Source organism: Winogradskyella eximia, from assembly GCF_003386165.1.
Taxonomy (GTDB): Bacteria; Bacteroidota; Bacteroidia; order Flavobacteriales; family Flavobacteriaceae; genus Winogradskyella; species Winogradskyella eximia.
Genome location: NZ_QRDV01000003.1, coordinates 176,958 through 203,272 on the forward strand (window position 1 = coordinate 176,958; position 26,315 = coordinate 203,272).

At 31.9% G+C, this 26,315-nt stretch carries 22 protein-coding genes; 14 read left to right on the forward strand and 8 right to left on the reverse strand.

What is annotated here, in order from left to right; genetic code table 11:
* Positions 1-49: 49 nt before the first annotated feature.
* The 3 genes from DFQ10_RS08920 (at position 50) to DFQ10_RS08930 (ending at position 2,503) form a co-directional block, all read left to right on the forward strand.
* Positions 50-1,852: a chloride channel protein gene (locus DFQ10_RS08920; RefSeq protein ID WP_115817066.1), complete on the forward strand. Its 1,803-nt coding sequence runs from the start codon at positions 50-52 to the stop codon at positions 1,850-1,852.
* A 33-nt stretch (positions 1,853-1,885) separates the two neighbouring features.
* On the forward strand, positions 1,886-2,125 hold the full coding sequence (locus DFQ10_RS08925; RefSeq protein WP_115817067.1) for a hypothetical protein: 240 nt from the start codon (positions 1,886-1,888) through the stop codon (positions 2,123-2,125).
* 186 nt (positions 2,126-2,311) lie between these two features.
* Positions 2,312-2,503, forward strand: a complete 192-nt coding sequence (locus tag DFQ10_RS08930; RefSeq protein ID WP_020898101.1) for a cold-shock protein — start codon at positions 2,312-2,314, stop codon at positions 2,501-2,503.
* Between the two features lie 94 nt (positions 2,504-2,597).
* Here the strand turns inward: DFQ10_RS08930 and DFQ10_RS08935 are convergent, their stop codons facing one another.
* On the reverse strand, positions 2,598-3,062 hold the full coding sequence (locus DFQ10_RS08935; protein ID WP_115817068.1) for a hypothetical protein: 465 nt from the start codon (positions 3,060-3,062) through the stop codon (positions 2,598-2,600).
* A 36-nt stretch (positions 3,063-3,098) separates the two neighbouring features.
* Positions 3,099-3,548, reverse strand: coding sequence for a nucleoside deaminase (locus DFQ10_RS08940; RefSeq protein WP_115817069.1), 450 nt, complete (start codon positions 3,546-3,548; stop codon positions 3,099-3,101).
* Positions 3,549-3,627: 79 nt separating this feature from the next.
* On the opposite strand from DFQ10_RS08940, the gene DFQ10_RS08945 reads away from it, so the two are divergent.
* On the forward strand, positions 3,628-4,551 hold the full coding sequence (locus tag DFQ10_RS08945; protein WP_115817070.1) for an energy transducer TonB: 924 nt from the start codon (positions 3,628-3,630) through the stop codon (positions 4,549-4,551).
* A 22-nt stretch (positions 4,552-4,573) separates the two neighbouring features.
* Positions 4,574-6,361, forward strand: a complete 1,788-nt coding sequence (locus tag DFQ10_RS08950) for a 1-deoxy-D-xylulose-5-phosphate synthase (protein WP_115817071.1) — start codon at positions 4,574-4,576, stop codon at positions 6,359-6,361.
* On the opposite strand, the gene DFQ10_RS18575 is transcribed toward DFQ10_RS08950, so the two are convergent.
* On the reverse strand, positions 6,335-6,508 hold the full coding sequence (locus tag DFQ10_RS18575) for a hypothetical protein (protein ID WP_181897612.1): 174 nt from the start codon (positions 6,506-6,508) through the stop codon (positions 6,335-6,337). The genes DFQ10_RS08950 and DFQ10_RS18575 overlap by 27 nt on opposite strands.
* A gap of 83 nt (positions 6,509-6,591) precedes the next feature.
* Entirely contained in the window at positions 6,592-7,932 is a 1,341-nt protein-coding gene (locus DFQ10_RS08955; RefSeq protein WP_115817072.1) for a deoxyguanosinetriphosphate triphosphohydrolase, read from the reverse strand.
* A 228-nt stretch (positions 7,933-8,160) separates the two neighbouring features.
* Here DFQ10_RS08955 and DFQ10_RS08960 point away from each other — a divergent pair, with 228 nt between their 5' ends.
* Together DFQ10_RS08960 and DFQ10_RS08965 are read left to right on the forward strand one after the other, a co-directional pair.
* Positions 8,161-10,932 (forward strand): TonB-dependent receptor, encoded by a 2,772-nt coding sequence (locus tag DFQ10_RS08960; RefSeq protein ID WP_115817073.1) that lies wholly within the window; start codon positions 8,161-8,163, stop codon positions 10,930-10,932.
* 129 nt (positions 10,933-11,061) lie between these two features.
* Positions 11,062-12,195 carry a YajG family lipoprotein gene (locus DFQ10_RS08965; protein ID WP_115817074.1) on the forward strand — a complete coding sequence of 378 codons (1,134 nt, stop codon included), beginning with the start codon at positions 11,062-11,064 and terminating at the stop codon, positions 12,193-12,195.
* Between the two features lie 72 nt (positions 12,196-12,267).
* Here DFQ10_RS08965 and DFQ10_RS08970 read toward each other — a convergent pair whose 3' ends face one another.
* Positions 12,268-12,633: a toxin-antitoxin system YwqK family antitoxin gene (locus tag DFQ10_RS08970; RefSeq protein WP_115817075.1), complete on the reverse strand. Its 366-nt coding sequence runs from the start codon at positions 12,631-12,633 to the stop codon at positions 12,268-12,270.
* Positions 12,634-13,011: 378 nt separating this feature from the next.
* Between DFQ10_RS08970 and DFQ10_RS08975 the strand changes: the two genes are divergently transcribed.
* The 5 genes from DFQ10_RS08975 (at position 13,012) to DFQ10_RS08995 (ending at position 18,986) form a co-directional block, all read left to right on the forward strand.
* Entirely contained in the window at positions 13,012-14,232 is a 1,221-nt protein-coding gene (locus DFQ10_RS08975) for a porin (RefSeq protein WP_115817076.1), read from the forward strand.
* A gap of 72 nt (positions 14,233-14,304) precedes the next feature.
* The gene (locus DFQ10_RS08980; protein WP_115817077.1) at positions 14,305-16,578 is read left to right on the forward strand and encodes an inorganic phosphate transporter; all 2,274 of its coding nucleotides are present in this window, start codon (positions 14,305-14,307) and stop codon (positions 16,576-16,578) included.
* A gap of 275 nt (positions 16,579-16,853) precedes the next feature.
* Positions 16,854-17,705 carry an OmpA/MotB family protein gene (locus DFQ10_RS08985; RefSeq protein ID WP_115817078.1) on the forward strand — a complete coding sequence of 284 codons (852 nt, stop codon included), beginning with the start codon at positions 16,854-16,856 and terminating at the stop codon, positions 17,703-17,705.
* A 116-nt stretch (positions 17,706-17,821) separates the two neighbouring features.
* A complete protein-coding gene (locus tag DFQ10_RS08990; RefSeq protein WP_115817079.1) occupies positions 17,822-18,541 on the forward strand; it encodes a DUF6503 family protein in 720 nt (239 codons plus the stop codon).
* 25 nt (positions 18,542-18,566) lie between these two features.
* Positions 18,567-18,986: a hypothetical protein gene (locus DFQ10_RS08995; RefSeq protein WP_147299199.1), complete on the forward strand. Its 420-nt coding sequence runs from the start codon at positions 18,567-18,569 to the stop codon at positions 18,984-18,986.
* 76 nt (positions 18,987-19,062) lie between these two features.
* Here the strand turns inward: DFQ10_RS08995 and DFQ10_RS09000 are convergent, their stop codons facing one another.
* Together DFQ10_RS09000 and DFQ10_RS09005 are read right to left on the reverse strand one after the other, a co-directional pair.
* Entirely contained in the window at positions 19,063-20,853 is a 1,791-nt protein-coding gene (locus DFQ10_RS09000) for a ribonucleoside-diphosphate reductase subunit alpha (protein WP_115817081.1), read from the reverse strand.
* Positions 20,854-20,883: 30 nt separating this feature from the next.
* Positions 20,884-22,158 carry a ribonucleotide-diphosphate reductase subunit beta gene (locus tag DFQ10_RS09005; protein ID WP_115817082.1) on the reverse strand — a complete coding sequence of 425 codons (1,275 nt, stop codon included), beginning with the start codon at positions 22,156-22,158 and terminating at the stop codon, positions 20,884-20,886.
* An 810-nt stretch (positions 22,159-22,968) separates the two neighbouring features.
* On the opposite strand from DFQ10_RS09005, the gene DFQ10_RS09010 reads away from it, so the two are divergent.
* Both DFQ10_RS09010 and DFQ10_RS09015 read left to right on the forward strand, forming a co-directional pair.
* Positions 22,969-23,703: a LytR/AlgR family response regulator transcription factor gene (locus tag DFQ10_RS09010; RefSeq protein WP_115817083.1), complete on the forward strand. Its 735-nt coding sequence runs from the start codon at positions 22,969-22,971 to the stop codon at positions 23,701-23,703.
* Positions 23,704-23,706: 3 nt separating this feature from the next.
* Positions 23,707-25,683, forward strand: a complete 1,977-nt coding sequence (locus DFQ10_RS09015; protein ID WP_115817084.1) for a tetratricopeptide repeat-containing sensor histidine kinase — start codon at positions 23,707-23,709, stop codon at positions 25,681-25,683.
* A gap of 1 nt (position 25,684) precedes the next feature.
* On the opposite strand, the gene DFQ10_RS09020 is transcribed toward DFQ10_RS09015, so the two are convergent.
* Positions 25,685-26,257 (reverse strand): DUF3109 family protein, encoded by a 573-nt coding sequence (locus tag DFQ10_RS09020; protein ID WP_115817085.1) that lies wholly within the window; start codon positions 26,255-26,257, stop codon positions 25,685-25,687.
* Positions 26,258-26,315: the final 58 nt, after the last annotated feature.

Consider the following 26,315-nt stretch of genomic DNA (forward strand, 5'->3'; position numbering starts at 1 on the left):
CTATAAATCTAATTTATAGCATTTTGAAACCTGACCGTTTTTTTGAAAGATGCCAACAACACCCTTTATAAAACACTTACTTCTTTTGCGGTACAAATATATATCGCAAAAAAACTTTGTTTATATATTAAGTATTGCAGTCGGTTTATTAACAGGTATTGCTGCTGTAACTTTAAAAAATATTACCTACACAATTCAGTCTGCATTAGAAAAAGGAATTATTTTTTCTCAAAACCAACTTTATTTTATTTTGCCTGTAATTGGCTTATTTCTAGTCTATCTTTTTACAAAGTATATCTTTAAAAAAGCACTAAACCCATCAATTCCTCCTTTTATAAAACGAGCAATACCTTCATTACTTTATTCTTTATTGCGTCAAAAAGGACTTTTATCTTATAAACTTATATATCACCCATTAATAACAGCTCCTCTAACGGTCGGTTTTGGTGGTTCTGTTGGATTATTAGGACCTGCAATAACTTCTGGTTCTGCATTAAGTTCTAATTTAAGTCGAGTTTTACATGTAGATAAAAAAACGCGTACTTTACTTATTGCTTGTGCTACTGCTGCCGCTGTCGCCTCAATGTTTAAATCTCCTATTGCTGCCATAGTATTTGCTGTTGAAATTTTTAGTTTAGACCTTACATTTGCATCACTTTTACCTTTATTAATTGCATCCATATCTTCAGTTTTAACGTCCTATTTTTTCTTAGGAGATGAGTTGTTATTTAATTTTAATGTTACTGAAAAATTCAACCCAAGGGATACGGCTTTTTTTATGATTTTAGGGTTAGCAACTGGCATTGCATCCATATATTTCACAAAAATGTACTTTGCTATTTATGCGTTTTTTGATCGATTTAAAACAAAGTTCATTAAACTTTTGGTTGGTGGAATCGCCATTGGTATTATGTTATATTTCATTCCACCTCTTCATGGAGAGGGTTTAAGTTTTACCAAAGATTTATTTGAAGGTAATTATTTACATGCATTAGGTTCTAATCCTTTTGACAAATACATTGACAATATTTGGGTTGTCATTGTGTTACTCATCGGATTTACAATCTTTAAAGCTATTGCTATGACAACCACCTTTGCTGCTGGAGGAGTTGGTGGAGTTATTGTACCAACAATGGTAATGGGAAGTGCATTAGGTAATGTGGTGGCTAAAATAATAAACAACATAGGTCTAGGGCATCAAGTATCTGAAGCCAACTTTACATTAATTGGTATGGCAGGATTGATAGCAGGAGTTATCCATGCTCCACTAACAGCCATATTTTTAATTGCAGAAATCACAGGAGGTTACATCTTGTTTTTACCCTTGATGATAACTGTTGCTATTTCATATATGATTACAAAAAATTATATGGAACACACTATTTATACTCGCGAACTCGCTGAACGCGGTGATTTATTAACACATGACAAAGACCAAAGTGTACTTACCATGATGCAATTAGATAGTGTAATAGAAAAAGATTTTATACTTCTAAACCCAGAAATGACATTAGGAGATATGTTGCATAAAGCGGTTGCCAAATCGAGTAGAAATTTATTTCCTGTAGTGGACGGTTATCAGCGATTGGTTGGTATTATTCTCCTAGACGATATTAGAACTGTAATGTTTGATCAATCACTTTACAATACAACATCAGTAGAAACATTTATGCACAACCCTCCAGATTTTATTAATTATGAAAAAGATGATATGAAAACGGTGATGAAGAAGTTTCAAGATAGTGGAGCTTGGAATTTACCAGTAATAAAAGACAATTGTTACTATGGGTTTGTCTCAAAATCTAAATTACTAACCGCATATCGAAACGAATTAATTAATTTTACATCTTAAGCCTATATTAGGCGTTTGAATAAATATCACTTAATGAAATTCATAAAAATTATTACGTTTTTAGCCTTTTTAGCCTCATTTACCAGTATTCTTTGTGGTTTAATTTTAAATTTGGACTATTCAAAAAAACTCATTGGTTTTGGTGTTCTAGGTTTATTTTTTGTGGTTTTTCCTTTATTTTCATATTATCGATGGAAAGATAAAGACGTTAAAGACTATATGCTTACTAAAGAAAACCTTGATAAAATGAGAGAAAACCAACGCAATTCTTAACAATAATTTTTCTTCTATTATTAAATCTAATTTAGAAACTCTAACTATAAAATAAAGAAATACAACCCATGTTTCAATTAGAAAATATTGGTAATCAATATTAAAACATCTAAAAATAAAACGATTTATTAACATTGGGTTTTAATTTTATTTTATCTTTGTACTTTAATTTTTATTTATATTATAATGACTGGAACAGTTAAATTTTTTAATGATTCAAAAGGATTTGGATTCATTACCAACGAAGAAACAGGAAAAGACATCTTTGTACACGTATCAAACCTTAATGGCGTAGAATTACGCGAAGGTGATACAGTAGAGTACGATGAAGAAGAAGGAAGAAAAGGATTAGTAGCTGCAAACGTGCAGGTATTATAAGTATATATCTTACAAGTTTCAACGCTCAACCAATGGTTGGGCGTTTTTTTTTGCCTTAATATTAGCGTATTAAATTTATAAATACGTTAGAATACTATTGAAAAACTATTGGTAAATCCTGTTTTGAAATTTTTGCAATATAATAAGGCTGCGTCATTACAGTTGTTGCATTGCCTTTAGGACTTGTATATTTTACTGTAACTAAAGTCTTTTCTGAAGTTTTAGAAATATCTAATTCTATCGTGTGACCTCCACTTCCTTTTACATCATTGAACACAGCAATAATAGCATATTTTGAAAAGTCAATTTTTGTTTCCGTAAAACCTTCTGAAACATTATTTACGCTATTCATTTGGTTTATTAAACGTTCCCAATCACTCAAATTTTCAATAACGGTGTTTTGCTTAGCAATACCTTCTGATCCCGAACCGTACAGATTGCCTTTTGAAATTAAAACAGTTTCTACAATCTGCATTTTAGCGTTATTTTGATTGATTTTATTGCATTTACAACTAACAACAAATAGTAATGATAGTATAATGAGTGTCTGTATTTTCATAATAAGTATAGATTTAAAATCTAAAATTTACTCCAATTAATTTAAGTTGCGTTTTTCAATAAAAAAACGTTTCATTAGTGCGGACGCTTCTTTGGCCATAATTCCACTAACCACTTCTGTTTTAGGATGTATTGTTGTTCCCATAGTTTTAAAACCTCTTTGCTCGTCTGAAGCTCCATAAACTATTTTCGAAATCTGACTCCAATACAATGCTCCTGCACACATCTGGCAAGGTTCTAAAGTTACGTATAGCGTACATTTATTTAAATACTTTCCACCTAAAAAATTTGCTGCAGATGTTATCGCTTGCATTTCTGCATGTGCTGTGACGTCATTTAATAATTCAGTAAGATTATGTGTACGTGCTATAATTCTATCTTCTACAACAATAACTGCGCCAACTGGTATTTCACCTTTTTCAAAAGCAGTCTCAGCTTCCTGAAGCGCCTTTTTCATAAAATAGGTATCGTCAAATGGATTTATCATAGTTGTAAAAATACGATTTCAAAATTATTCTAAATCATTGCGGCAAGAAATTTGATGCATACATACAAAGCTATTAATTATGAAAACGAACTTCTCTATTTCGATTCCAAAACCATGCCACGAAGATTGGTCTAAAATGAGTCCGAATGAAAAAGGTCGATTTTGCCAATCGTGTTCTAAATCTGTCATTGATTTTACAGAAATGCCACAACAATCTATTGAGGAATATTTAAATAATAATGGTGATAAAAGGATATGTGGTCGTTTTAAAGTGTCTCAATTAGATCAAATTCGGATTGAAATCCCACAACACATCTTTCAGAAACGGATGTCTTTTCATAAGTTCTTTCTTTTAGCCCTATTGATTGCTATGGGAACTTCTCTTTTGAGTTGCTCAGATGAAAACGGAAATACGAAGAAAATTGATGCTGTAGAAGTAATTTCTACTTTAAAAGCCGAATCCATTGAAACTCCAGAGATTACTGCACCTAATATTCTGATTGATTCCACTAAAACCATAACCATTACCAAAAAACCAGATCCAATAGATAAAATTGATATTCCTATTCCCGTTTTAAAAGGTATAGTTGTTGAAGTAATGGGAGATATTGCACCTCCCGAACCTATTATAAATGATGACGAAGTAGTTTTTGGGTATCTGATTGTAGATCAGGTTCCAGAATTTATAGATACACCAAAAACCATATCAAAAACAGAAAAAAAAGACTATTTCTCTAAAAGAATAACTGAATTTGTTAATAATAATTTTGATTTAGGTCAAGGTGATTTGGGTATTAAAGGAAAACAAAAAATTCTCGCAAAATTTACAATTAACAAAAGTGGTGATGTAACAGATATAAAAATCAGAGCACCTCATCCACAATTAGAGAAAGAATCCTTACGTGTTATAAAATTATTACCTCAATTTATTCCAGGTAAACAGCGTGGTAAAAATGTTTCAGTTACCTATACCTTACCAATAATTTTTGTGGCTGAAGACTAATAAAATCTCGTATTTTTACGACGTGAAAAACTCACTTCTAAAACATATCAATTTACCAATAGACTTACGTCAACTGAAGCCAGAAGATTTACCTCAACTTGCCCAAGAGTTACGTAATTTTATCATCAATATCGTTGCCACAAAAGAAGGTCATTTAGGTGCAAGTTTGGGAGTTATAGAATTAACCATTGCGTTACATTACGTGTTTAACACTCCAATAGATGAATTAATTTGGGATGTTGGTCACCAAGCTTATGGACACAAAATCTTAACTGGGAGAAAGGATGTTTTTGATACCAACCGTCGACTAAATGGCATAAGTGGTTTCCCTAAACGCAGTGAAAGTGCATATGATGCTTTTGGAGTTGGACATTCATCAACTTCAATTTCGGCAGCTTTAGGAATGGCAATTGCGTCACAACTAAAAGGAGAAAACAAACACCATATTGCTGTAATAGGTGATGCTTCCATTGCCAGCGGAATGGCTTTTGAAGGATTAAATCATGCGGGAGTTACCAATGCTAATTTACTAGTCATCTTAAATGATAATGCTATTGGTATTGACCCAAGTGTTGGTGCCTTAAAACAATATTTAACTAACGTAAAAAAAGGGACAGAGAAACAAGATAATATTTTTGAAGCTTTAAATTTTGATTATTCTGGTCCAATTGATGGTCATGATTTACCATTATTACTATCAGAATTAGAGCGGCTTAAAACCGTGAAAGGCCCAAAATTTTTACACATTATTACTACCAAAGGAAAAGGATTAAAGCAAGCCGAATTAGATCAAGTGAAATACCACGCTCCTGGTAAATTTGATGCTAAAACCGGAGAATTAGTTGCAACACCCAATTCTGAAAAACTACCACCAAAATTTCAAGATGTATTTGGAGAAACTATTGTAGAATTAGCTCTAAAAAACGAAAAAATCATTGGTATTACTCCAGCTATGCCAACTGGTAGTTCCTTAAAATACATGATGGAAACTATTCCTGATCGTGCTTTTGATGTTGGTATTGCAGAGCAACATGCAGTAACACTTGCTGCAGGTATGGCTACACAAGGTCTCATTCCTTTTTGTAATATTTACTCTACATTTTTACAGCGTGCTTACGACCAAGTGATTCATGATGTGGCTATTCAAAACTTACCTGTAATTTTTTGTTTAGATAGAGCCGGATTGGTTGGTGAAGATGGAGCTACACACCATGGTGTTTTTGATTTGGCGTATCTCAATTGCATTCCTAATTTGGTAATTTTTGCTCCAAGTAATGCAATTGCACTTAGAAATATAATGTATACAGCTCAGTTAGGTATTGATTTCCCTATTGCAATTCGTTATCCTAGAGGAAGAGACCATTTATTAAATTGGAAAATGCCTTTTGAAACTTTAGAAATAGGAAAAGGAATCTGTTTAAAGAAAGGCTCTTCCGTTGCCATTCTTTCCATTGGTACAGTTTTAAAAAATGTTGTTGATGCTATAGAAATGTTAGATGATAAGACGTCTGTAGGTTACTATGACATGCAATTTGTTAAACCTATTGATGAAACTTTACTCCATGAGATTTTTAAATCTTACCAAGCAATTATTACTATTGAAGATGGAACTATCGTTGGAGGTTTTGCTTCTTCCGTTTTAGCGTTTGCAAATGCGCATCACTACAAACAAAGTATTGTAACCATGGGAATCGATGATCAATTTATTGAACATGCTACAGTTCACCAATTGCAACAACTGCAGCAATTAGATGCGTTATCCATAAAAAAAGAAATAGAAAATTTATTCCTCTTCATCAAGAACAGCTAAGTCTGTAGGGTTTTCAACCTTCTGTTCTAGCTCAATAGTTTTGTAAGAAAAATTTTCTTCGTTTTTACTAGAAATGTCGTCTAACATTAAAAGGCAAGTCACAACAACAAAAAAGATGACTAATCCTCCGAGTATATTATTTCTCATAAGTAGGTATTTTAATAGCTTGAATCTAAGCAAATTAAAACAAAATACCGTTAAAAAACAAATTTATTCGATGAAATGCACTTTTATAATATCTGTCCTTGTAATTTCTTGTGTAAGAGCATCGCATTAGTATCAGATAACTTTGATATATAAAGACATACAGCTAAAAGATTCTGATACAACGAATCATTACTTAGTTTTACTGTTTCTGGTAATGTGCTAAATAATAGTTTATCATAATTAGACATTTTATTATCAAAATAATGATGCGCCATTTCTCCAAAAGATTCTAATAATTGATTCAGAATTTTATATCCTGCAATTTCCTTATTAATAACTTCTTTAGAGCGATACACATTTTTTATACTAATATTAATGATATCCTTTATTTGTGCTTTATACTGACTAACATCTAATAAAGCAGTTTCAAATTTACCTGCCAAAATATCATCTTCGTGCTTCATAAATAGTGAAGCAGCTTCATTAATCAAACGTCCAATAGCTAGTGCTCGCAAATAACTTACTCGATCTTCGGTTGTCTTTAAAGCACTATAATTTTCGGTTTTAATACTACCTCTTACCAAATTAATTAAATACTCTAAAGCGTACTCTTCTTCAATTAAACCTAAATTAATTCCATCTTCAAAGTCAATAATTGTATAACAAATATCATCAGCTGCTTCCACCAAAAATGCTAATGGATGTCTTTGATAAGTTACATAATCATCGCTTCTTTTGGTTAAACCCAACTCTGATGCTATGTTTTGGAACATTGCTTTTTCACTTTGAAAAAAGCCATATTTTTTATCTACTATATGATCTGATGGTTTTTTAGGCAATGATTCTTTTGGGTACTTCATAAAAGCACCTAAAGTGGCATAACTTAATCTTAAGCCTCCTTCTCTACCTTCTCTACTTTCCGTGAGAATCTTAAATCCATTGGCATTACCTTCAAAATCACATAAATCTTGATACTCTTTTTCAGTTAAGTGCTTTTTAAATTCTGAACCATTTCCATCTTTAAAATAAGCACCTATAGCTTTTTCACCAGAGTGACCAAAGGGAGGATTACCAATATCATGCGCTAAAGCAGCAGCTGCAACAATGGCTCCAAAATCGTTCATTTTATAACCGTGTACACTTTCTAAATGCGGATGTTTTTTTAATAATAACTGACCCACTCTTCGGCCTAAAGAACGACCAACCACACTCACTTCTAAACTATGCGTTAAACGTGTATGTACAAAATCGGTTTTAGACAATGGCACCACTTGGGTTTTATCTTGAAGTCCTCTAAATTCTGATGAAAAAATAATTCGGTCATAATCCACCTCAAAACCCAAACGTGTTTCATCTTGTTCTTTTCGTAGTCTTTTATTGGTGTCGCCAAAGCGTTTTAAAGAGAGTAATTGTTCCCAGTTCATAGTATAATTCTTAGTGCATGCAAGATAGATAAAATGGTTTTGAATTGTTAACTAAAACGAAAGTTAGATCGAATAGATTTTTAATGTTATGGCATTGTTTCCTTAATGCTAATTGAGTTAATACTAAGCTAACACTTATCTAACCTTTTCATTACAAAACTTTAATTTTTGTATAACATACACAAAAAGTAATCACAGTTCCTTTGCAACGTCGATAAAAACAAACTAATGAAAACATTACAATTACTATTTATTCTACTTATCTCAGCCACAACATATGCCCAAAACACAGGCTCAATCGCTGGTAAATTAACAGATAAAGAATTTAACAACGAACCGCTTCCTTTTGCTAACGTATTAATTAAAGGTACTGCAACAGGAACAACTTCTGATATTGATGGTCTTTACGAACTCAGCAATTTAGTAGCCGGATCTTACACCATAACTTATAGTTTTGTAGGTTATGAAACACAAGAGATAAAAGTAGATGTTGTAGCCAATAAGGTAACAACAGTTAATGTTCCTATGGGAGCAAGTGCTGCAACTCTAGATGAAGTATTAATTACCACAACAGCAAGAAAAGAAAGCGAATCAGCATTATTACTAGATCAAAAAAAGGCTGTTGAATTTAAGCAGAGTATTGGTACAGAAGAACTTTCTAGAAAAGGAGTAAGCGACGTTGCCACTGCAGTTACAAAAACAACTGGTATTTCTAAACAAGAAGGTTCAGGAAATATTTATGTTAGAGGGTTAGGAGATCGTTACAACTCTACAACTATGAACGGATTGCCTTTACCTTCAAATAATCCTTCAAGAAAAAATATAAATTTAGACATTTTCTCTACTGACATTGTGGAGTATATTTCAATTTCAAAAACATTTAGTACACTTAATTACGGAGATTTTGCCGGAGCTAACATAGACATCATTTCAAAAAACTATAACGGAAATGGTTTTTTAGAAATTGGTTTAGGTGTTGCAGGAAACTCAAACGCACTTAATGCAGATGAATTTTATTTACAAGATGGACCAAATAAAACTGGCTTCTCTAACCCAACACAACCAAACAATCCCTTAACGGCATATAATTTTGATACTAGTTGGAACACAAATACTAATAGCCCAATTAACAACAGTTTTTCTTTAATTGGAGGAGACTCATTTAATATTGGTGAAGAAAGCAGATTAAGCTTTTTTGCTACGGCAGCTTTTGATAATGGATATAAATTTAGCGAAGGCATAGCAAGAGGTTCTGTAAGTACACAAGGTGTACCTCGTAAAGATTTTACTTTTGATAAATTCGCTTACGAAACAAATTCAACCTTATTAGGTAACGTTAATTACAAAATCAATAACAAAAACACCTTAAGCTTTAATTCATTATTTATAAATTCTACCAATCAAAGTCACGAAGAGTTTTCTGGTGTTATTGATATTTTTGATAATGCTTCTGAAGGTGGAGGTTTTGTAAGACGTTCTACTTATGATAAAACTTCAATATTTATCAATCAATTATTGGGCGAGCATACGTTTACAGAAAAGTTAGATTTAAATTGGGGAGTTTCTTATAACATGGTTAACAATGTTATTCCAGACAGAATGCAAAACACTTTAGTACCTGTAGATAATACAGATATTAATGGAGATTTAAGAGTTTCAGATTTAGCAACATCAGACAATCATAGATTTTATCAAGATTTAAAAGAAGATGAATTTGCAGCTAACATAATGTCTTCTTATAAATTTGGTAAAACTGAAGATGACACCTATAAAGGTAAAGTAACCTTAGGCTATAGCGGAAGGTTTAAAAATGTAGATTTTGAAGCTACACAATTCAACTTCCGAATTAATAGAAATACAACACAGCCTGTTGCAGACCCAAATAATTTAGATGCCTATTTTAATCAAAATAGCTTAAATCAAGGTTTGTTTACTATTGAAACCTTTAGAGGTCCTGCAGGAACACCTGGTGTTTTAAATCCACAGACTTATAACGGTAATCAATTAATACAAGCCGCATTTGCTTCTGTAGAATATAAATTCTCACCTAAATTTACTGGAATATTTGGCGTACGTGGAGAATATATCTTTCAAGAAATTGAATGGGAAACGTCTTTAGATCCTAATGGTGATAAAAATGATTTTGACACCTTTGAAATTCTACCAAGCACCTCTTTAAAATATGCTTTAAACGACAAACAAAATTTACGTTTTGCAGCAAGTAAAACATATACTTTACCTCAGTTTAAAGAAAGAGCACCTTTTCAATACGAAGAAGTAACACAAGTCTTTTTTGGAAATCCAAACTTATATCCTTCTACGGATTATAATGCCGATTTAAAATGGGAATTCTTCCCTAATAATGATGAAGTCTTTTCAGTTACTGCGTTTGGTAAATACATTCAAGATCCAATAAACGAAGTCACAATTGCCTCAGCAACTAATGATATCTCATGGGTAAATACAGGAGAATCTGCTATTGCAATTGGTGGTGAATTAGAAATAAGAAAAAATATCTTAAAAATATCTAATGAGGAAGATTTAAAGAACACCATCTCTTTAGGGTTTAATGCTTCTTACATGCATACCGATCAAGATTTTGATAGAGATAAAGTTGTTAAAGAAACAGACCTTAGTGTTGGTTTTACCAATGACAGTGGTGAATTAACTGGAGCTTCAGATTTATTATTAAACGGAGATATTAGTTATATCAAAGAATTTTCAGAAGATAGGAATTTACAAGCCACATTATCTTACAACTATTTCTCAGACCGTTTATATGCTATTGGCACCAATAATAAAGGGAATTTAGTTGACAAAGCTATTGGCACATTAGACTTTACTTTAAAATCTAATCTTAGTAAAAACTTAGGTCTAAGTTTAAAAGTAAGAAACATACTAGATCCTGCAATCGAAAGAATTCAAGACACTCAAGACGTCATTGTTCAATCGTACACAAAAGGTGTTGATTATAGCCTCTCATTAACCTATAAATTGTAGTTAACATTCAATTAATATTAAGCCTTAAAATCGGCTTTCATTTAATACTAAATTAATACTAACGTAATTACTAAATAAACATAGAATCGTTCATTTGTACTTTAATTTAAAACTAAAAAACCAATTAAAATGAAAAAATTATTTTTATCAATGTTAGCAATAGCTACATTAGGATTAACTGCTTGTAGCAGTGATGACGAAGGAAATGGTGGTGGCAATCCTGTTACCATTGATCCTAACGATTTTCAAGGAGAAGTTAACAGCGGCGAAACTGTAACATTAGACCCAACAGAGGTCTATAAATTAACAGGTTCTTTTGTAGTAAATGCTGGAGGAACTTTAATTATTCCTGCAGGAACTTTAATTGAAGCAACTGGCGGAACTAGCGCTTATATTGCCGTAGCTCAAGATGCTAAAATTTATGTAAACGGATCTCAAGACAATCCAGTAGTAATGACATCTGGAGCGGCTAATCCTGCAGCAGGAAATTGGGGTGGATTAGTAATTTGTGGTAATGCAAATACTAACAAAGGTGGTTCTAACGGACAAACAGCAACAGCTGAAGTATCTGACTTAACTTATGGTGGAACAAACAATGCAGACAACTCTGGTTCTATAAGATACTTAAGAGTAGAATATACAGGAGCAACATTTAATGGTTCTAAAGAATTTAACGGCCTATCATTATTTGGTGTGGGTTCTGGTACAACTTTAGAATATGTACAATCTTTTGAAGGTGGTGATGATGGTATCGAATTTTTCGGTGGAGCTGTAAACGGAAGATATTTAGTATCTATTAATAGTGGAGATGATTCTATCGATTTTGCTGATGGTTGGTCTGGTACAGGTGAAAACTGGTACATCAAAGGAGGTACACATGCAGGTATCGAAGGTTCTAACAACGGAGATGATGGTTATGCAACACCAACAACGACTGCAACATTAAAAAACATTACAATTATTGGTGCTGGTGATGAAGGTGCACTTTACATTAAAGAAGGTGGTGGAAACTGGACTTTAGAAAACATCTTTGCTTCTAACTTTGATTTAGGTATTAAAATTAAAAATGCTACAAGTGATCCAGCAGGAAATGCTAACGTAGATAACGATAATATTACAATATCTAATATTCAATTTGAAAACGTAACTACAATTACAGATTACGCTGGTACTAACACAGATTTCTACACAGAAGGAACTAATACAGGTGCTGGAAACGGATCTGCAGTGCCATCTTGGGCAACTGGTTGGACAAGATTCTAGTAACAAGTAGAATATCTTAGAAATAAAAAAAGCATCTCAATTGAGATGCTTTTTTTATTTCTAATACTTTTATTAATGACGAAGAGCAACGGATGTTTTAGAATCCTTTTTCCAATCGTTAACACTAACAATAGCATTGTTTGTATAATCTACTTCTTTTAAAGTTTTATCTGTCCAATAAAACCATTTGCCGACTTTTTTCCCATTATCATAACTTGCTGAAGCACTCTTGTTACCATCAGTATCAAAACTTAACCATTCACCTTGTAATTTACCATCTAAAGTATAAGAACCTGTTTGGCTCACTACTCCATTGTCGTGAAAATAAGTTACATCAATTAAATTGGTGTTATCATTAAGTTTTAATGCTCTCTCTTGCTGAGCAAAAGAAACCATACCTATTAAAAAAGCGAACAACATTAAAACATTCTTGTTCATAATTACGGGTTTTAAAGTTTGTAATACCCAAATATAAAGATTTGGTAACTTTTTAGCAACAATTACTTAACATTAAATTTACATTAGATACTTAATTTTTTGATTCTTAGCTTTTTACACTTTTTATTTTATTATTAAAGTTTAATAATAAGTTAATACTAAGGTTACAGTTCTGTTATACATCCCATATATCTTTACGTTCGTCTTATAAGACCTATTAGTTTCGTATAATCTATTAGTTTTTGTCGACTATTTATCATGATTACTAATGACTGCCTTTGGCCAAGGCAGTTTTTTTCATGTCAAAACTTAACATTATGGAAACATACATGTTTAAAATAAGTAAGTTCTTTGCAGTGACAAAAACTGATATTTTAGATGAAACTCAGACTTAGTATAATGGCTATTGTTGCCATTTCGGTGCTAATGAAACTTAATGCTCAAGAAATTAGCGATACTTCGTTTGGTAAAGGGCTAATTAATTTTGTTGCCAAAGACAGCTCATTCAGTGTAAAATTTGCACCACGTTTTCAAGTACGTTCCATATCCTCTTGGGATTATGACGGCAACCAATATGGAAGTGCAGAACACAATTTTATTGTTCGTAGAGCACGATTGAAATTTGATGGTTTTGCGTACTCTCCAAAACTAAAATACAAATTAGAATTAGGACTCTCAAACAGAGATGTTGCTGGAGCTAATGAGTATAATAGAAATACTCCTCGTTATATTTTAGATGCCGTAATTATGTGGAATTTTGCCGGCAATTGGGAGCTTTGGGCAGGACAAACTAAATTACCTGGCAACGTTGAGCGTGTGGTCTCTTCTGCCAATCTTCAATTTGTAAATCGTTCATTGCTAAATAGTCGCTTTAATATAGATCGCGATTTAGGTATTCAAATACGACACAAAACAAACTTAGGTAAGGATTTTTTAATGCGCGAAAAATTTGCCATCTCACAAGGTGAAGGTCGTAACGTTACCGAAGGTAATGAAGGCGGATTACAATATACTGCTCGATTAGAATTTCTACCTTTTGGAACTTTTAAATCTAAAGGTGATTATGTACAATCAGATTTAAAGCGTGAAGCTAAACCAAAATTAATGCTAGGTTTTACTTACAACTACAATCAAGATGCTGTAAGAGAAAGAGGATTTGCTGGTGATTATATGTTTACTACTGAGGATGAGTCTAAAAATGGGCCTTTATTCGAAACCAATCAAACTACAATTTTTGCAGATGCTATGTTTAAGTATAACGGTTTTTCTTTTATGGGAGAATATGCTAAACGTACTGCTGATGATGTTATAGCTACCGAAGCCGATGGCACACCTACAGGAGATATTGTATTAACTGGTAACGCTCTAAACTTGCAAGCTGGTTATTTATTTAAAAGCAATTACGAAATCGCTGCACGTTTTACAACTTTAGATTACGAAAAAGAAACAGGAGCATTGCCAATAACGCAATATACTTTAGGAGCTTCAAAATATATTGTTGGTCATAAATTAAAAGTACAATCCGATCTAAGTTATACCACTTTAGATGGAAATGAAAACAATATTACGTTTAGACTTGGTTTTGATATTCACTTTTAAAAAATAACAATTAGGTAACGTACCGACTAAACTGTTTAAAGATATTTGCAAACTTATTTTAATTAAAAAATTATGGATAATATTTACTTATTAATGTTAATTGCCATTACAGTTTTAGCTGTAGTTGATATTGTGGTAGGTGTGAGTAATGATGCTATTAACTTCTTAAACTCTGCAATTGGCTCTAAAGCCATATCAATGCGAACTATAATGATTATAGCGAGTCTAGGTATTTTTATCGGAGCTGTATTTTCTAGCGGAATGATGGAGGTCGCTAGAAAAGGTATTTTTGTGCCTGCTCAGTTTGAGTTTGGAGAAATTATGCTCATTTTTATGGCAGTAATGATTACAGACATTCTGTTATTAGACTTCTTTAACACTCTAGGTTTACCAACATCAACAACGGTGTCTATTGTATTTAATTTATTAGGTGCAGCTGTTGTAATGTCATTAATAAAGATAAGTCATTCAGAAACTGAAACGCTTTCTGATTTAGGAAAATACATTGCCACAGATACCGCCTTAACTATTATAAGTGGTATTTTATTATCTGTTATAATTGCATTTTCTGTTGGTGCACTTGTGCAATGGATTTCAAGACTTATTTTCACTTTTAACTACGAGAAAAAAATAAAGAATTTTGGAGTAGTTTTCGGTGGTGTTGCTTTAACTGCCATCACATATTTTATCTTTTTAAAAGGATTAAAAGGCACACCATATTACAAAGAAATGAAAAGTGTAGTTGAAGGTAACGAAATCTATATTATAATAGGGAGTTTTGTGTTTTGGACCTTATTCTCATTTATATTCGAAAAAATAACAAAGAAAACTTCCTTACTTGCAGTGATTGCAGTTGGAACCTTTGGTTTAGCTTTAGCCTTTTCAGGAAATGATTTAGTAAACTTTATTGGTGTGCCAATGGCTGCATACCACTCTTATGAAGCTTGGGTTGCTGGAGGAATGGATGCTGGCATGTCAATGTCCGTTTTAGAGAAAAAAGTACCAGCAGAACCTTATTTACTATTTATAGCAGGTGCCATAATGGTACTTACTTTATGGTTTTCTAAAAAAGCTAAATCTGTTGCAGAAACAGAACTAAGCTTATCTCGCCAAGGTGATACTCACGATAAGTTTGAGCCTAACCGCCTTTCTAGAGCAATTGTAAAAGGATCAACTCAATTATCTAACTATTTTGGTGTTTTAGTACCTAAATCACTACAAGGAAAAATTGATATGAGTTTTGAGAAACCAGCGTCGGTTATGACTAAAGACCAAAGTATTGATGCACCAGCATTTGATATGATTAGAGCTTCGGTTAACTTAATGGTGGCTGGTGTACTAATTGCTGTAGCAACTTCACTAAAATTACCTTTATCTACAACTTACGTAACGTTTATGGTTGCCATGGGTACATCTTTAGCAGATAGAGCTTGGGGAAGAGAAAGTGCTGTTTATAGAGTGGCTGGAGTATTAAACGTTATTGGTGGCTGGTTTGGTACTGCATTCGGAGCATTTGTTGCAGCTGGTATCGTTGTGTTTTTAATCAATTGGAATCCTTCTGTTATGATTCCAATATTATTATTAATTACAGCGTTCCTTCTTTACAAAAATTACGTTTCACATAAAAAGTCTTCTAACAAAATTGCGGAAGAAGATAGTCTTAAGGAAACAGGTAGTAGCTCTGTACAAGGTGTTATTTTAGAAAGTGCAGATAATATTGCTAACGTTGTAAAACGTGGAAATAAAATATACACCAATGCTGTTAATGGCTTAGCTAAACAAGATTTATCACTTCTGAAAAAGAACAGAAAACAAGTTGATAAATTATCTAAAGAAGTTGATAGTTTAAGAGACAACATTTTCTATTTCATTAAAAATCTTGATGAAACAAGTCTACGTGCTAGTAGTTTTTATATTAATATTTTAGGATACTTGGAAGATATGACACAATCATTAGAATATATTTCTAAGGTAAGTCATAAGCACATTAATAATAATCACAAGAAACTTAAATTTAGTCAAATTAAAGAATTAAAGGAAATTGACGTTACATTAGAGACCTTATTTAATGATACAAAAGCGGCTTTTGACTCTCATTCATTTGAACAAATTGGTTCTATTATTAAGCGCAAAAAAGATGTGTTAGATTTAGTAACCGATAAAATTGTAAAACAAGTAGCTAGAACAAGAACAGAAGAATCTAGCCCAAAGAATACAACTTTATATTTTGGTTTATTAGTAGAGACCAAAGATTTATTAACTGCGACTATGAATCTATTAGAAGAGTATTACAACTCACATGATAGCTCTGTAGAACCAGCAACTATAAACACAGATGAAGAATAAATAATTCAGAATCTAACTACACTTTATATAAAAGCTTCAAATCACCATAAGATTTGAAGCTTTTTTTTATACCCAAAACTTTACACAACAGATTAAGACAAACACAACACGTTCAATAGATTACATTCTGTTTTTAAAATCACAGACTTATTTTCAATCCCTTTTAAGCCCAATTAAAATGGAATTATTTGTATTAAATTTTAACGTTCAACATCCAAAAGCATCACTTTGTCGTATATATAACTTTAAATTAGATAATAACCAAAAATTATAAAATGAAGAAAATTTCAATCTTATTAGTAACAGCAGTTTTATTGAGCTCTTGTGTATCAAAGAAAAAATTTGTGGCTTTAGAGCAACAACATGGTGAAACTGTTAGTGAACTAACTAAAACACGTGTAGAAAAAGAAGATTTAGAAAATAAATTTGCTGCAATTGAAGCTCGTGTCAATCAATACAACGCTAAAATTCAATCATTAAATGATAATGTTGAAGGGCTAAAAATTGAAAATAAAGCAAAATTTGAAGTTTCTAAAGATGGTAATGTTGCTTCTGTAGCGAGTAAAGAAAAAATGCGCGCAACTTTACAGAATGTAAATCCAGAAAAACTTGCAGGTGCAAAAACATTAAAAGATTCTATGAACTTAGCGGTTCAGTATAATTTAAATAAAGCACTTAACACTAGTGATCTTAACGAGGATGACGAGATTGTTGTAGATATCAACGAAACAGTTGTAATGATCTCTATTGATGATGATATGTTATTTAACACAGCAAGCTATAAAGTAGGTAACAAAGCAGATAAAATTTTACAGAAATTAGCAGACGTTATTAACTCTGAGCCAAGTTTAGATGTTATGGTAGAAGGTCATACAGATTCTAGAACTATTAACACACCTAAAATATCTGATAACTGGGAATTAAGTGTATTACGTGCTACTTCTGTAGTGAAAAAATTACAGAATCAATTTAAAGTTGCACCAGAACAATTAATAGCTTCTGGTCGTAGTAGCTACCAACCTTTAGTTGAAAATAACTCTAGTTCTAATCGTGCTAAAAACCGTAGAACACGTATTATTTTAATGCCAAATATTGATAAGTTCTTTGCTATGATGGAAGCAAAGTAAGATTTATTTTTTCGCACAAATCTATCTAAATTTATAAAAAGCATCCTCCCGTAAAATTCGGCATTGGATGCTTTTTTTTGTTTCATATATTGTAATTTGTAGAAAAAATAATTGATATGAAATCTTTCCTTGCACTAGCGATACTTCTATGCTCTTTATCTGGTCTTAGTCAAAACCTATCCTCAGAAGCGTTATTAGATAATGCTATTAATTATCACGACCCAAACGGCAACTGGGAACATTTTAATAAGACGTTTACAGTGGTAATGACTACACCAAAAGCACCAAAACGCACAAGTGTTATTTCTATTAATTTACCTGCTGAATATTTCAACGTCACAGCTACCAAAGATACCGTAACCACGACGTATACATTAGATAAAGGCAAATGCCAAATGCAGTATAATGGCAAAGTTTTAGACAGCCTTAAAGCGAAAGACAAAAACATGACTTGCGATAGAGCTACACTCTACAAAAACTACTACTCGTATTTATATGGTTTACCAATGAAGTTGAAAGATGCAGGCACCAATCTTAGTGATACGGTTGAAAAGAAAACTTTTAAAGGCAAAGATTATTTAGTCTTAAAAGTCACTTATGATGAAGCTATAGGTAGTGATGTTTGGTACTTCTATTTTAATCCAAAGACCTATGCCATGGAAATCTATCAATTCTTTAAAACCGATGAGCATGGTAAAGAGAAACCTGATAGTGGTGAATATATATTGCTTTCAGAAGAAACCCTCTTAAATGATATTAAAATCCCTAAAGTAAGAGCTTGGTATTATAATAAAGCAGATAAGTATTTGGGGACAGATACTTTGATTGAAGAATAACACCACGTTTTTCTTATTTACAAACATGAAACTCACCAATCATCAATTTATAGAAGCTGCTTTTATTTTCGAAAAAGAAAATGGAAATCGGCATGATAAATATGAAAAGGAAGTGATAAAAGAATCTAATCTATTACACTTAAAACCATCAGAACTGAAAACAATTATTATTAATGGATTGAACTCAGGACTCTACACAAAAAACAATGAACGTACGAGTGCGTATTGGGCTTTATCAAAAACAAATGATAAAAGCATTATTCCTGAATTTAAAAATTGGTTGAAAAAAGAATTCAATCTTAAAAATGAAACGCCAATATTTCAGCTTTTAATTGCTTTAGACCGATTTGATGAATCCGCTTTTGACGAAAAACGGAATAGTAGATATTTTGATGAAACAGAATTAAATTTTCGTGATGCCAAGAATTATTTAAAAAACAATTAAAAAGCACCTTTTCAACCAAGAAAAAGGTGCTTTCTTTAACACTTATTTTATTCAGATTCCAGCTTTCGCCGGAATTTTATCCTTCACAGCTAGAACATTCTTTCTTTTGCTTAAACTTCTGTGCAGCATTCATACTGTGTTGGTAGTACAATGATTTTACACCTAACTGCCAAGCGGTAACATAGATTTTATTAATATCTTTTACTGGCATATCTGGATGTACCATAATATTAATAGACTGCCCTTGGTCAATGTGATTTTGTCTATTTGCTGCCTGGTAAATAATGGTCATTTGATCAATTTCAGAATAGGTTTTAAACACATCTTTTTCATGATCTGTAAGTCCTTCTAAATGTTGTACAGAAGCATCATAATCTCTAATGCTTCTCCACACCTCATTAGTATTCATGCCTTTTTCTTTTAAAAGCGCTACTAAATAAGGGTTTTTAATGGTTGTTTTTATTTTAGCAATATCCTTTACGTAACTATTAGACCAAATTGGCTCAATACCTTGAGATACTTGTCCTAAAATAAAGGCTGAAGATGTTGTTGGCGCCACAGCATTTAATGTTGTATTACGTCTTCCGTAACCTTTTAATACTTCTGGCTCACCAAATAACTTAGCTAATTCTTCTGATGCTTTTACAGATTTATCTTTAATTGTTTTAAAGATTTCACTGTTTAAATCGAATGCTTCTTTACTATCAAAACCTACCATTTTAGATTGTAGTAATGAATGCCATCCTAAAGCTCCTAAACCTAAAGCTCTGTTTTCTTTAGCAAAATTATAAGCCTTCTCCATAAACATAAATGTATGTCTATCGTCACGGCTATCAGAATCTCTATACACTTCTAATTTTGTAATAAACTCTTCTAATACCGCATCTAAGAAATATACCATGGTTTCTACAGCATCAGTATCTTTCCACTTATCATAATGTAATAAGTTGATAGAAGACAATACACAAACAAAAGACCAACGATCGTTTGTAGGTAACATAATTTCTGAACATAAGTTACTTGCGTAAATCTCATGTTTGTTATCTCTATAAGCATCTGGAGCATTGTTATTAGCATTGTCTCTAAAGAAAATATAAGGATACCCTATCTCTCCTCTACGTTGTAATACTTTTGCCCAAATAGCTCTTTTATCAGCATCACCATCAATCATTTCTTGCATCCACTCATTACCAACAGTAACACCATGAGTTAACTCTTGAATTGGATTTCCTTCTGTTCCTATTTCTAAAAACTCGTGAATATCTTTATGATCGATAGGTAAGTATGGAGAAAAACGACCTCTTCTCACTGAACCTTGACTTACCACATCAACCATTTTTTCAAACAATTGCATAATGTGAACGGCTCCAGAAGACTCACCGTTATTTTTTACAGGAGCACCTCTGTGTCTTAATTTACCAAAGTAACCAGAAGTACCACCTCCTAATTTAGACATCATTCCTACTTCTGACTGAGTATAAAGGATATCTCCCATATCATCAGAAATATGTGAACCAAAACAACTAATTGGTAAGCCACGTTTTTTTCCAAAGTTAGACCACACTGGAGATGCTAATGAGTAATAGCCTTCTGCCATATAGCCATAGAACTTATCTGCAAAACCATCGATACCTAATATTTTTTCTGCATTATTAGCAATTTCTCTAATGCGTTCTTCTGGTGTTGTATCACCTGTAAGATAACCAGAGGCTAAAAATTGACGACTATGCTCTGTTAACCATTTTATTTCTGGTTCTGATTTAGCTTCTTTAATGGCTTCTTTTCTAGCTTTAATTAATTCATCGTGGCTAGATGTTGATGTTGTTGTTGATTCTTTAATCACTTTGTTTTTGATGTCTTGGTTCATATGGTCGTTTGTGGTTTAAAATAAGTCGTCTTAAAATAGGTCGTCTCCGGTTACACTTTTTTGTCTCTTTGCATAGTTTATTGAACGCTTCACGAAGAAATCTCCGTGTTTTGTTCCTATAATTTCGTCGTCAAACCATTCGGTTTGTACTAATAATTTTTCGTCAACATCAAATACTTTTTCGATGCCAATACTTTCTAATGAATTATTAAATCTGTTTTTAATAAATTCATTAATTACGTCTTTTGGTAAGAACTCTAATTCTCCTGCTTCAAAAATCCAATCCACAAGTTTGCTTTCAGATACAAAAGCTTCCTCACATAATTCCCTTACTAAAGTGCTATGCTCTGCATCAAACCATGTTGGGTTTTCATTTTTGATAATTTTAATAATATCAATTCCGAAATCTCCGTGAATTTGCTCTTCTTTCGACGTTGCTTCAACCACATTAGAAACACCTTTTAGCATGTTCTTATGTTTGTTGAAAGCCATAATGATTAAAAACTGAGAGAATAAAGACACATGCTCTATAAATAGAGAGAACAATAAAATTGACTCTGCATACTCTTTATTATCTTCACTTTTAGCATTTTTTAAAGCAGTTTCTAAATAATGAACACGTCTCATTATTACCGGCTTTTTCTTCAGGTTTTTAAATTCGTTATTAAGACCTAAAATCTCTAATAAGTGAGAATAAGCATCATGATGACGCACTTCACTTTCAGCAAATGTTGCTCCTACAGATCCGATTTCTGGCTTAGGCATTTTATTGTAAATCTCACCCCAAAACGATTTTACTGCAACTTCAATTTGAGAAATAGCAAGCATGGTGTTTTTAATAGCATTTTGCTCTACAACCGTCAATCTTGTTTTAAAATCTTGAATATCACTTGTGAAATTAAATTCAGAATGAATCCAATAAGAATGTCTTATAGCATCTACATACTCATTAAGCTCAGGATACTCATAAGGCTTTAAGTTAATACGCTTTTCAAAAATATTTGTCTTTCTACTACGTGCTTGTTCGTCTCTATATAATATGTAAGCTTTTGCAACACTAGGAAAAGAACTTGTCATTAATTTTTCCTCAACAAGATCTTGAACCTCTTCTACAGTAGGTAAATAATTATGATCTCTACCCTTTCTTTCTAATAACGTTTGTAACACATTTACAGAAATAGTATTGGCATCTTCCTTAGTACCATTTCCTACAGACAGCATTGCTTTTTCAATGGCATTTGTAATTTTATTTAAAACAAACGGACTTGTTTCGTAATCCCTTTTAATAATCTGAGTAATCTCCATATTTCTTTTAATTTAAAGCCTAAATAGTCATAAGAACAATAGTTAGTTGTTCAGAAACTCCTAGTAAATCCGTAAAACGTGTTATAATTTTTTCCTAAAACAGGAATAAAAAAGGCGAATCTTAATTGTTTTTCTAAACTGAAAAAAAATAGAAAAATCTATATTATTTTGCCCTCAACAAAGATTGAAAAATGTAGGGTGAAATGAAAGACATTGTTATAAACATTGTCAACAAGTTTTTAACAAACCGCTGTATCAGCCACAAAACACAATTTGATTAAAAATAAACTTAATTAACTGACTATAAGTATTTTACAAAACTAAAGAGATAAGAGAAATTGTAAGTTAAATCACATTAAAACCGATGTCAGCAAGCGATTTTATTGATACTTCTGATCAGGTATTTTAATAAAAATTAAGAAACAAAAAAGAGCGTTTTATAACGCCCTTTTTTCCCTAATAACTAACTAAAATAAATAATAAACAATTAAAAATTGCTTATTACCGATTAACACTGAAATGAAAATTTCAGAATTTTATAAAATCCTGATGAGTACTGATTAATAGCATTTAACCAAAAAGTAAACCCCCATTTACTGTATCATTTGGTCATTTTCATCACCCAAATATCACCATAAATCACTTATTTTCACTCTTGTAATGTGTAAATGGTAAAAAATAGTGTATAAATGGAGACACAATTTTAAGACCATTGTTTTTAGCATTCTACACACAAAACCATGCATTGCACACATAATTACATGTAAACATTCATTATATTTCTACCTTTATATTCAATACCTTATAACCATGTTAAAAGCTGTAATCGTAGATGATGAGCCAAAAGCCATCCAAAGCCTCATTTGGGAACTAAGCAACTTTAGTCAAGAGATTGAGGTAATCTCCTCGTTCTCTAATCCGGATGAAGCCTTGTTATTTTTAGAATCAAATACTCCAGATTGCTTATTTTTAGATGTGCAAATGCCTACTATTGGTGGTTTTCAATTTTTAGAGCAATTAAAAAATAAAGATTTCGCGGTGGTTATTACTACTGCCTATGACGAATATGCAATAAAAGCCTTAAAACATGAAGCTATTGATTATCTCTTAAAACCTATAGATTCTGACGACTTAAGAGAATGCATTATAAAAATACAAAAATACAGCGATCGCACTATTAACTCTATAAAGTTAGAACGCATGCTTACTAACTTTAATTCGCAATTTGATAAAAAGAAAATTACAATTAATACAGATGGCAAACTGCTTTTTTTAGATGTAGATGATATTGTGTATATAGAATCTGATGGTAATTATAGCACACTCTTTTTACAAAATCAAAAAAAAATAGTACTCACAAAAAAGCTAAAAGAGGTTGATGCTATTTTACCAGAACATTATTTCTTTAGGATTCATAACTCTTACATTATTAATTTAAACAAAATAAAAGCATTCATAAAAAATGAAGGTTACGTAATAATGGATAGCGATCAAAAAATCCCAGTAGCTAGACAACGCAAATCAGATTTTTTAGAAAAATTATAACGAATGAATTTACGTTTCTTGCATAAGCTATTAAGTCTCTTTGTTGTCATTCTTCTTTATACATCACAAAGTTTTGCGCAACAACCAGAATTTGAAAACACATTAGCTTATCTCAACAACCAAAAGCTTATACAATTCACGCAAATAGATTCAATTTTAGAGCCATTTAAAAAGGATAGCCTAAAAATGAAGCAGTTATTAAGTGATTCTAAAAAGAACAATTATAATGAAGGCTCTTGTTTTGCATTAAATGCACTAGGTGTAATAAATAGAGATATTTCTAATTACGATCAATCCATAAAATACCACCAAGAAGCCAAGAAATATGCCGAAAAAGCCAACAGTACTGAGTTAAAAATTATTAGCCTTAATATGATTGGAGTTGCTTACAGGCGCATGGATGTTGTTAAACTGGCACTAGACTACCATACTGAAGCTTTAAAAACAGCCTATTCAGTAATCAATCCTTCGCAAACTATAATTCATAATATTGCCGTTTCTCAAAATAGTATTGGGAATATTTACTTAGCCTTAAACCAATATGATTTAGCCATTACTCAATTTAACAAATCATTAAAAATTGAACAAAATGCCAACAACAAATTAGGCTTAGCGATTAATTACCATAATATTGGCTATGCAGAAGAAGCTAAAGGCAACTTGGAAGTCGCATTATCTCAATACAACAAATCCTTAAGTTATAATAATGCTATTGACTCAGAAATAGGACGTGTTATATGCTACAATAGTATTGGCCGTATTTATCTTAAACAAGAAAATTACGCAGAAGCAGAACCGATGATTAAAAATGCGTTAGAAAAAGCATTAGAATTAGACGATCAATTTTATATTACATCTTCATATGTTAACCTTGGCCAGTTAGAGCTTGAAATGAATGAGCTTCCTCTAGCTGAAAAAACTTTAAAAAAGGCATTAAACATTGCCAATTCTTATAATTTAAAATCAGCTGTCGCAGAGTCTAGCAAATTACTATCTAAACTAAATCAGAAAAACAAAAAATTTGAAGCAGCTTTAGACTACTACCAAAAAGCAGTAGAGATAGAAAGTACCATTTTAACTCAGCAAAATCTTCAATATGTTAATGATATTGTTTTAGAATACGAAAACGAAAACCAGAACAACCAAATAAAGGCATTGGCTTTAGAAAACGAAACCGTTCGTTTACGATTAGAGCGCAATAAGAAAATCCTACTTTACACCTCACTACTTCTTGCCATTTTAGGCACTGCTTTATTTATTTTAAATAGAACAAAAGCCTTAAGGCGCGATAAGCATATCTTAACTCTAGAGCAAGATATGCTCAGAAGCCAAATGAATCCTCATTTTATATTTAATTCACTGAACTCCATAAAGCTCTACATTATAAATAATGAAAAAGAAAATGCGGTTTATTATCTCAATAAGTTTTCAAAATTAATTAGAAAAATTTTGATGGCTTCCAAAGAGAAAGAAACCTCATTAAACGATGAACTAGAGACCATGAAACTCTATATGAATATTGAAAACATTCGTTTTGACAATGAAATTGATTTCAATATTACTGTTGACCCTTCTATAAATACCGAAGTAACCAAAATACCTTCCTTAGTACTTCAACCTTTTTTAGAAAATTCGCTTTGGCATGGTTTATCTTCAAAAACAGAGCAGAAAAAAATTGATTTAATCGTTAGTAAAAAATCATCAAATTTTATTACCGTTGAAATTATTGACAATGGTATTGGTAGAATAGCTGCCCGAAAAATTAATGATAACAAAAAATTAAAACGAAATTCTGTTGGTATTGATATTACCAAAGCAAGGTTGGCTAATTTCTCCGAATCTTTTCATAATTCTTACACTTTAGACATAGAAGATTTGTATGAAAATGACACTCCAAGTGGCACAAAAATAACATTACAAATCCCAACTAAGAAGATTAATACAACCCATAGCCTAGCTTCTAAAAGCAGTTATTTTTAATCTATTTAGCATTATGCTTTTCAGCTACTTTTTCTAACTCTGCATACCAATCTTCTCCAAATTTTCTAATAAGCGCTTCTTTCACAAACTTATAAACAGGCACTTGTAATTCTTTACCCAAAGTACAGGCATCATCACAAATTTCCCATTTATCGTAATTAACACCAGAGAACTCTGTGTATTCTCTAACCCTTATAGGATATAAATGGCAAGAAACTGGCTTTTTCCATTTAATCTCACCTTGATTATAAGCTTCTTCAATAGCACAAAGTGCCGTTTTTTTCTCATCAAAAATAACATAAGCACAATCCGCACCATTAATAAGAGGCGTTTCAAAATCACCAAAATCTGTAGTTATTGATGTGCCTTGCTGCTCTATTGCTTCAATACCTTCTTTACGAAGAAAAGGCTTTACCAAAGGGTAAATATCTTCTAATATTTTAACCTCAGCTTTATCTAAAGGAGCACCTGCATCACCATCAATACAACAAGCACCTTTGCAAGCCGAAAGATTACAAACAAAATCCTTTTCTATAATATCTTCTGAAACTATTGTTTTTCCTAATTGAAACATATGTAATTACTGTGAGTTAGCATTTAGTGCAAAAGTATAAATACCTAAAACTTAACCG

What these genes read in the sequence shown, in the direction of transcription:
- DFQ10_RS08920 (WP_115817066.1), top strand. Translation starts at nt 50, where the DNA reads ATGCCAACAACACCCTTTATAAAACACTTACTTCTTTTGCGGTACAAA.
- DFQ10_RS08925 (WP_115817067.1), top strand. Translation starts at nt 1,886, where the DNA reads ATGAAATTCATAAAAATTATTACGTTTTTAGCCTTTTTAGCCTCATTT.
- DFQ10_RS08930 (WP_020898101.1), top strand. Translation starts at nt 2,312, where the DNA reads ATGACTGGAACAGTTAAATTTTTTAATGATTCAAAAGGATTTGGATTC.
- DFQ10_RS08935 (WP_115817068.1), bottom strand. Translation starts at nt 3,062, where the DNA reads ATGAAAATACAGACACTCATTATACTATCATTACTATTTGTTGTTAGT.
- DFQ10_RS08940 (WP_115817069.1), bottom strand. Translation starts at nt 3,548, where the DNA reads ATGATAAATCCATTTGACGATACCTATTTTATGAAAAAGGCGCTTCAG.
- DFQ10_RS08945 (WP_115817070.1), top strand. Translation starts at nt 3,628, where the DNA reads ATGAAAACGAACTTCTCTATTTCGATTCCAAAACCATGCCACGAAGAT.
- DFQ10_RS18575 (WP_181897612.1), bottom strand. Translation starts at nt 6,508, where the DNA reads ATGAGAAATAATATACTCGGAGGATTAGTCATCTTTTTTGTTGTTGTG.
- DFQ10_RS08955 (WP_115817072.1), bottom strand. Translation starts at nt 7,932, where the DNA reads ATGAACTGGGAACAATTACTCTCTTTAAAACGCTTTGGCGACACCAAT.
- DFQ10_RS08960 (WP_115817073.1), top strand. Translation starts at nt 8,161, where the DNA reads ATGAAAACATTACAATTACTATTTATTCTACTTATCTCAGCCACAACA.
- DFQ10_RS08965 (WP_115817074.1), top strand. Translation starts at nt 11,062, where the DNA reads ATGAAAAAATTATTTTTATCAATGTTAGCAATAGCTACATTAGGATTA.
- DFQ10_RS08970 (WP_115817075.1), bottom strand. Translation starts at nt 12,633, where the DNA reads ATGAACAAGAATGTTTTAATGTTGTTCGCTTTTTTAATAGGTATGGTT.
- DFQ10_RS08975 (WP_115817076.1), top strand. Translation starts at nt 13,012, where the DNA reads ATGAAACTCAGACTTAGTATAATGGCTATTGTTGCCATTTCGGTGCTA.
- DFQ10_RS08980 (WP_115817077.1), top strand. Translation starts at nt 14,305, where the DNA reads ATGGATAATATTTACTTATTAATGTTAATTGCCATTACAGTTTTAGCT.
- DFQ10_RS08985 (WP_115817078.1), top strand. Translation starts at nt 16,854, where the DNA reads ATGAAGAAAATTTCAATCTTATTAGTAACAGCAGTTTTATTGAGCTCT.
- DFQ10_RS08990 (WP_115817079.1), top strand. Translation starts at nt 17,822, where the DNA reads ATGAAATCTTTCCTTGCACTAGCGATACTTCTATGCTCTTTATCTGGT.
- DFQ10_RS08995 (WP_147299199.1), top strand. Translation starts at nt 18,567, where the DNA reads ATGAAACTCACCAATCATCAATTTATAGAAGCTGCTTTTATTTTCGAA.
- DFQ10_RS09000 (WP_115817081.1), bottom strand. Translation starts at nt 20,853, where the DNA reads ATGAACCAAGACATCAAAAACAAAGTGATTAAAGAATCAACAACAACA.
- DFQ10_RS09005 (WP_115817082.1), bottom strand. Translation starts at nt 22,158, where the DNA reads ATGGAGATTACTCAGATTATTAAAAGGGATTACGAAACAAGTCCGTTT.
- DFQ10_RS09010 (WP_115817083.1), top strand. Translation starts at nt 22,969, where the DNA reads ATGTTAAAAGCTGTAATCGTAGATGATGAGCCAAAAGCCATCCAAAGC.
- DFQ10_RS09015 (WP_115817084.1), top strand. Translation starts at nt 23,707, where the DNA reads ATGAATTTACGTTTCTTGCATAAGCTATTAAGTCTCTTTGTTGTCATT.
- DFQ10_RS09020 (WP_115817085.1), bottom strand. Translation starts at nt 26,257, where the DNA reads ATGTTTCAATTAGGAAAAACAATAGTTTCAGAAGATATTATAGAAAAG.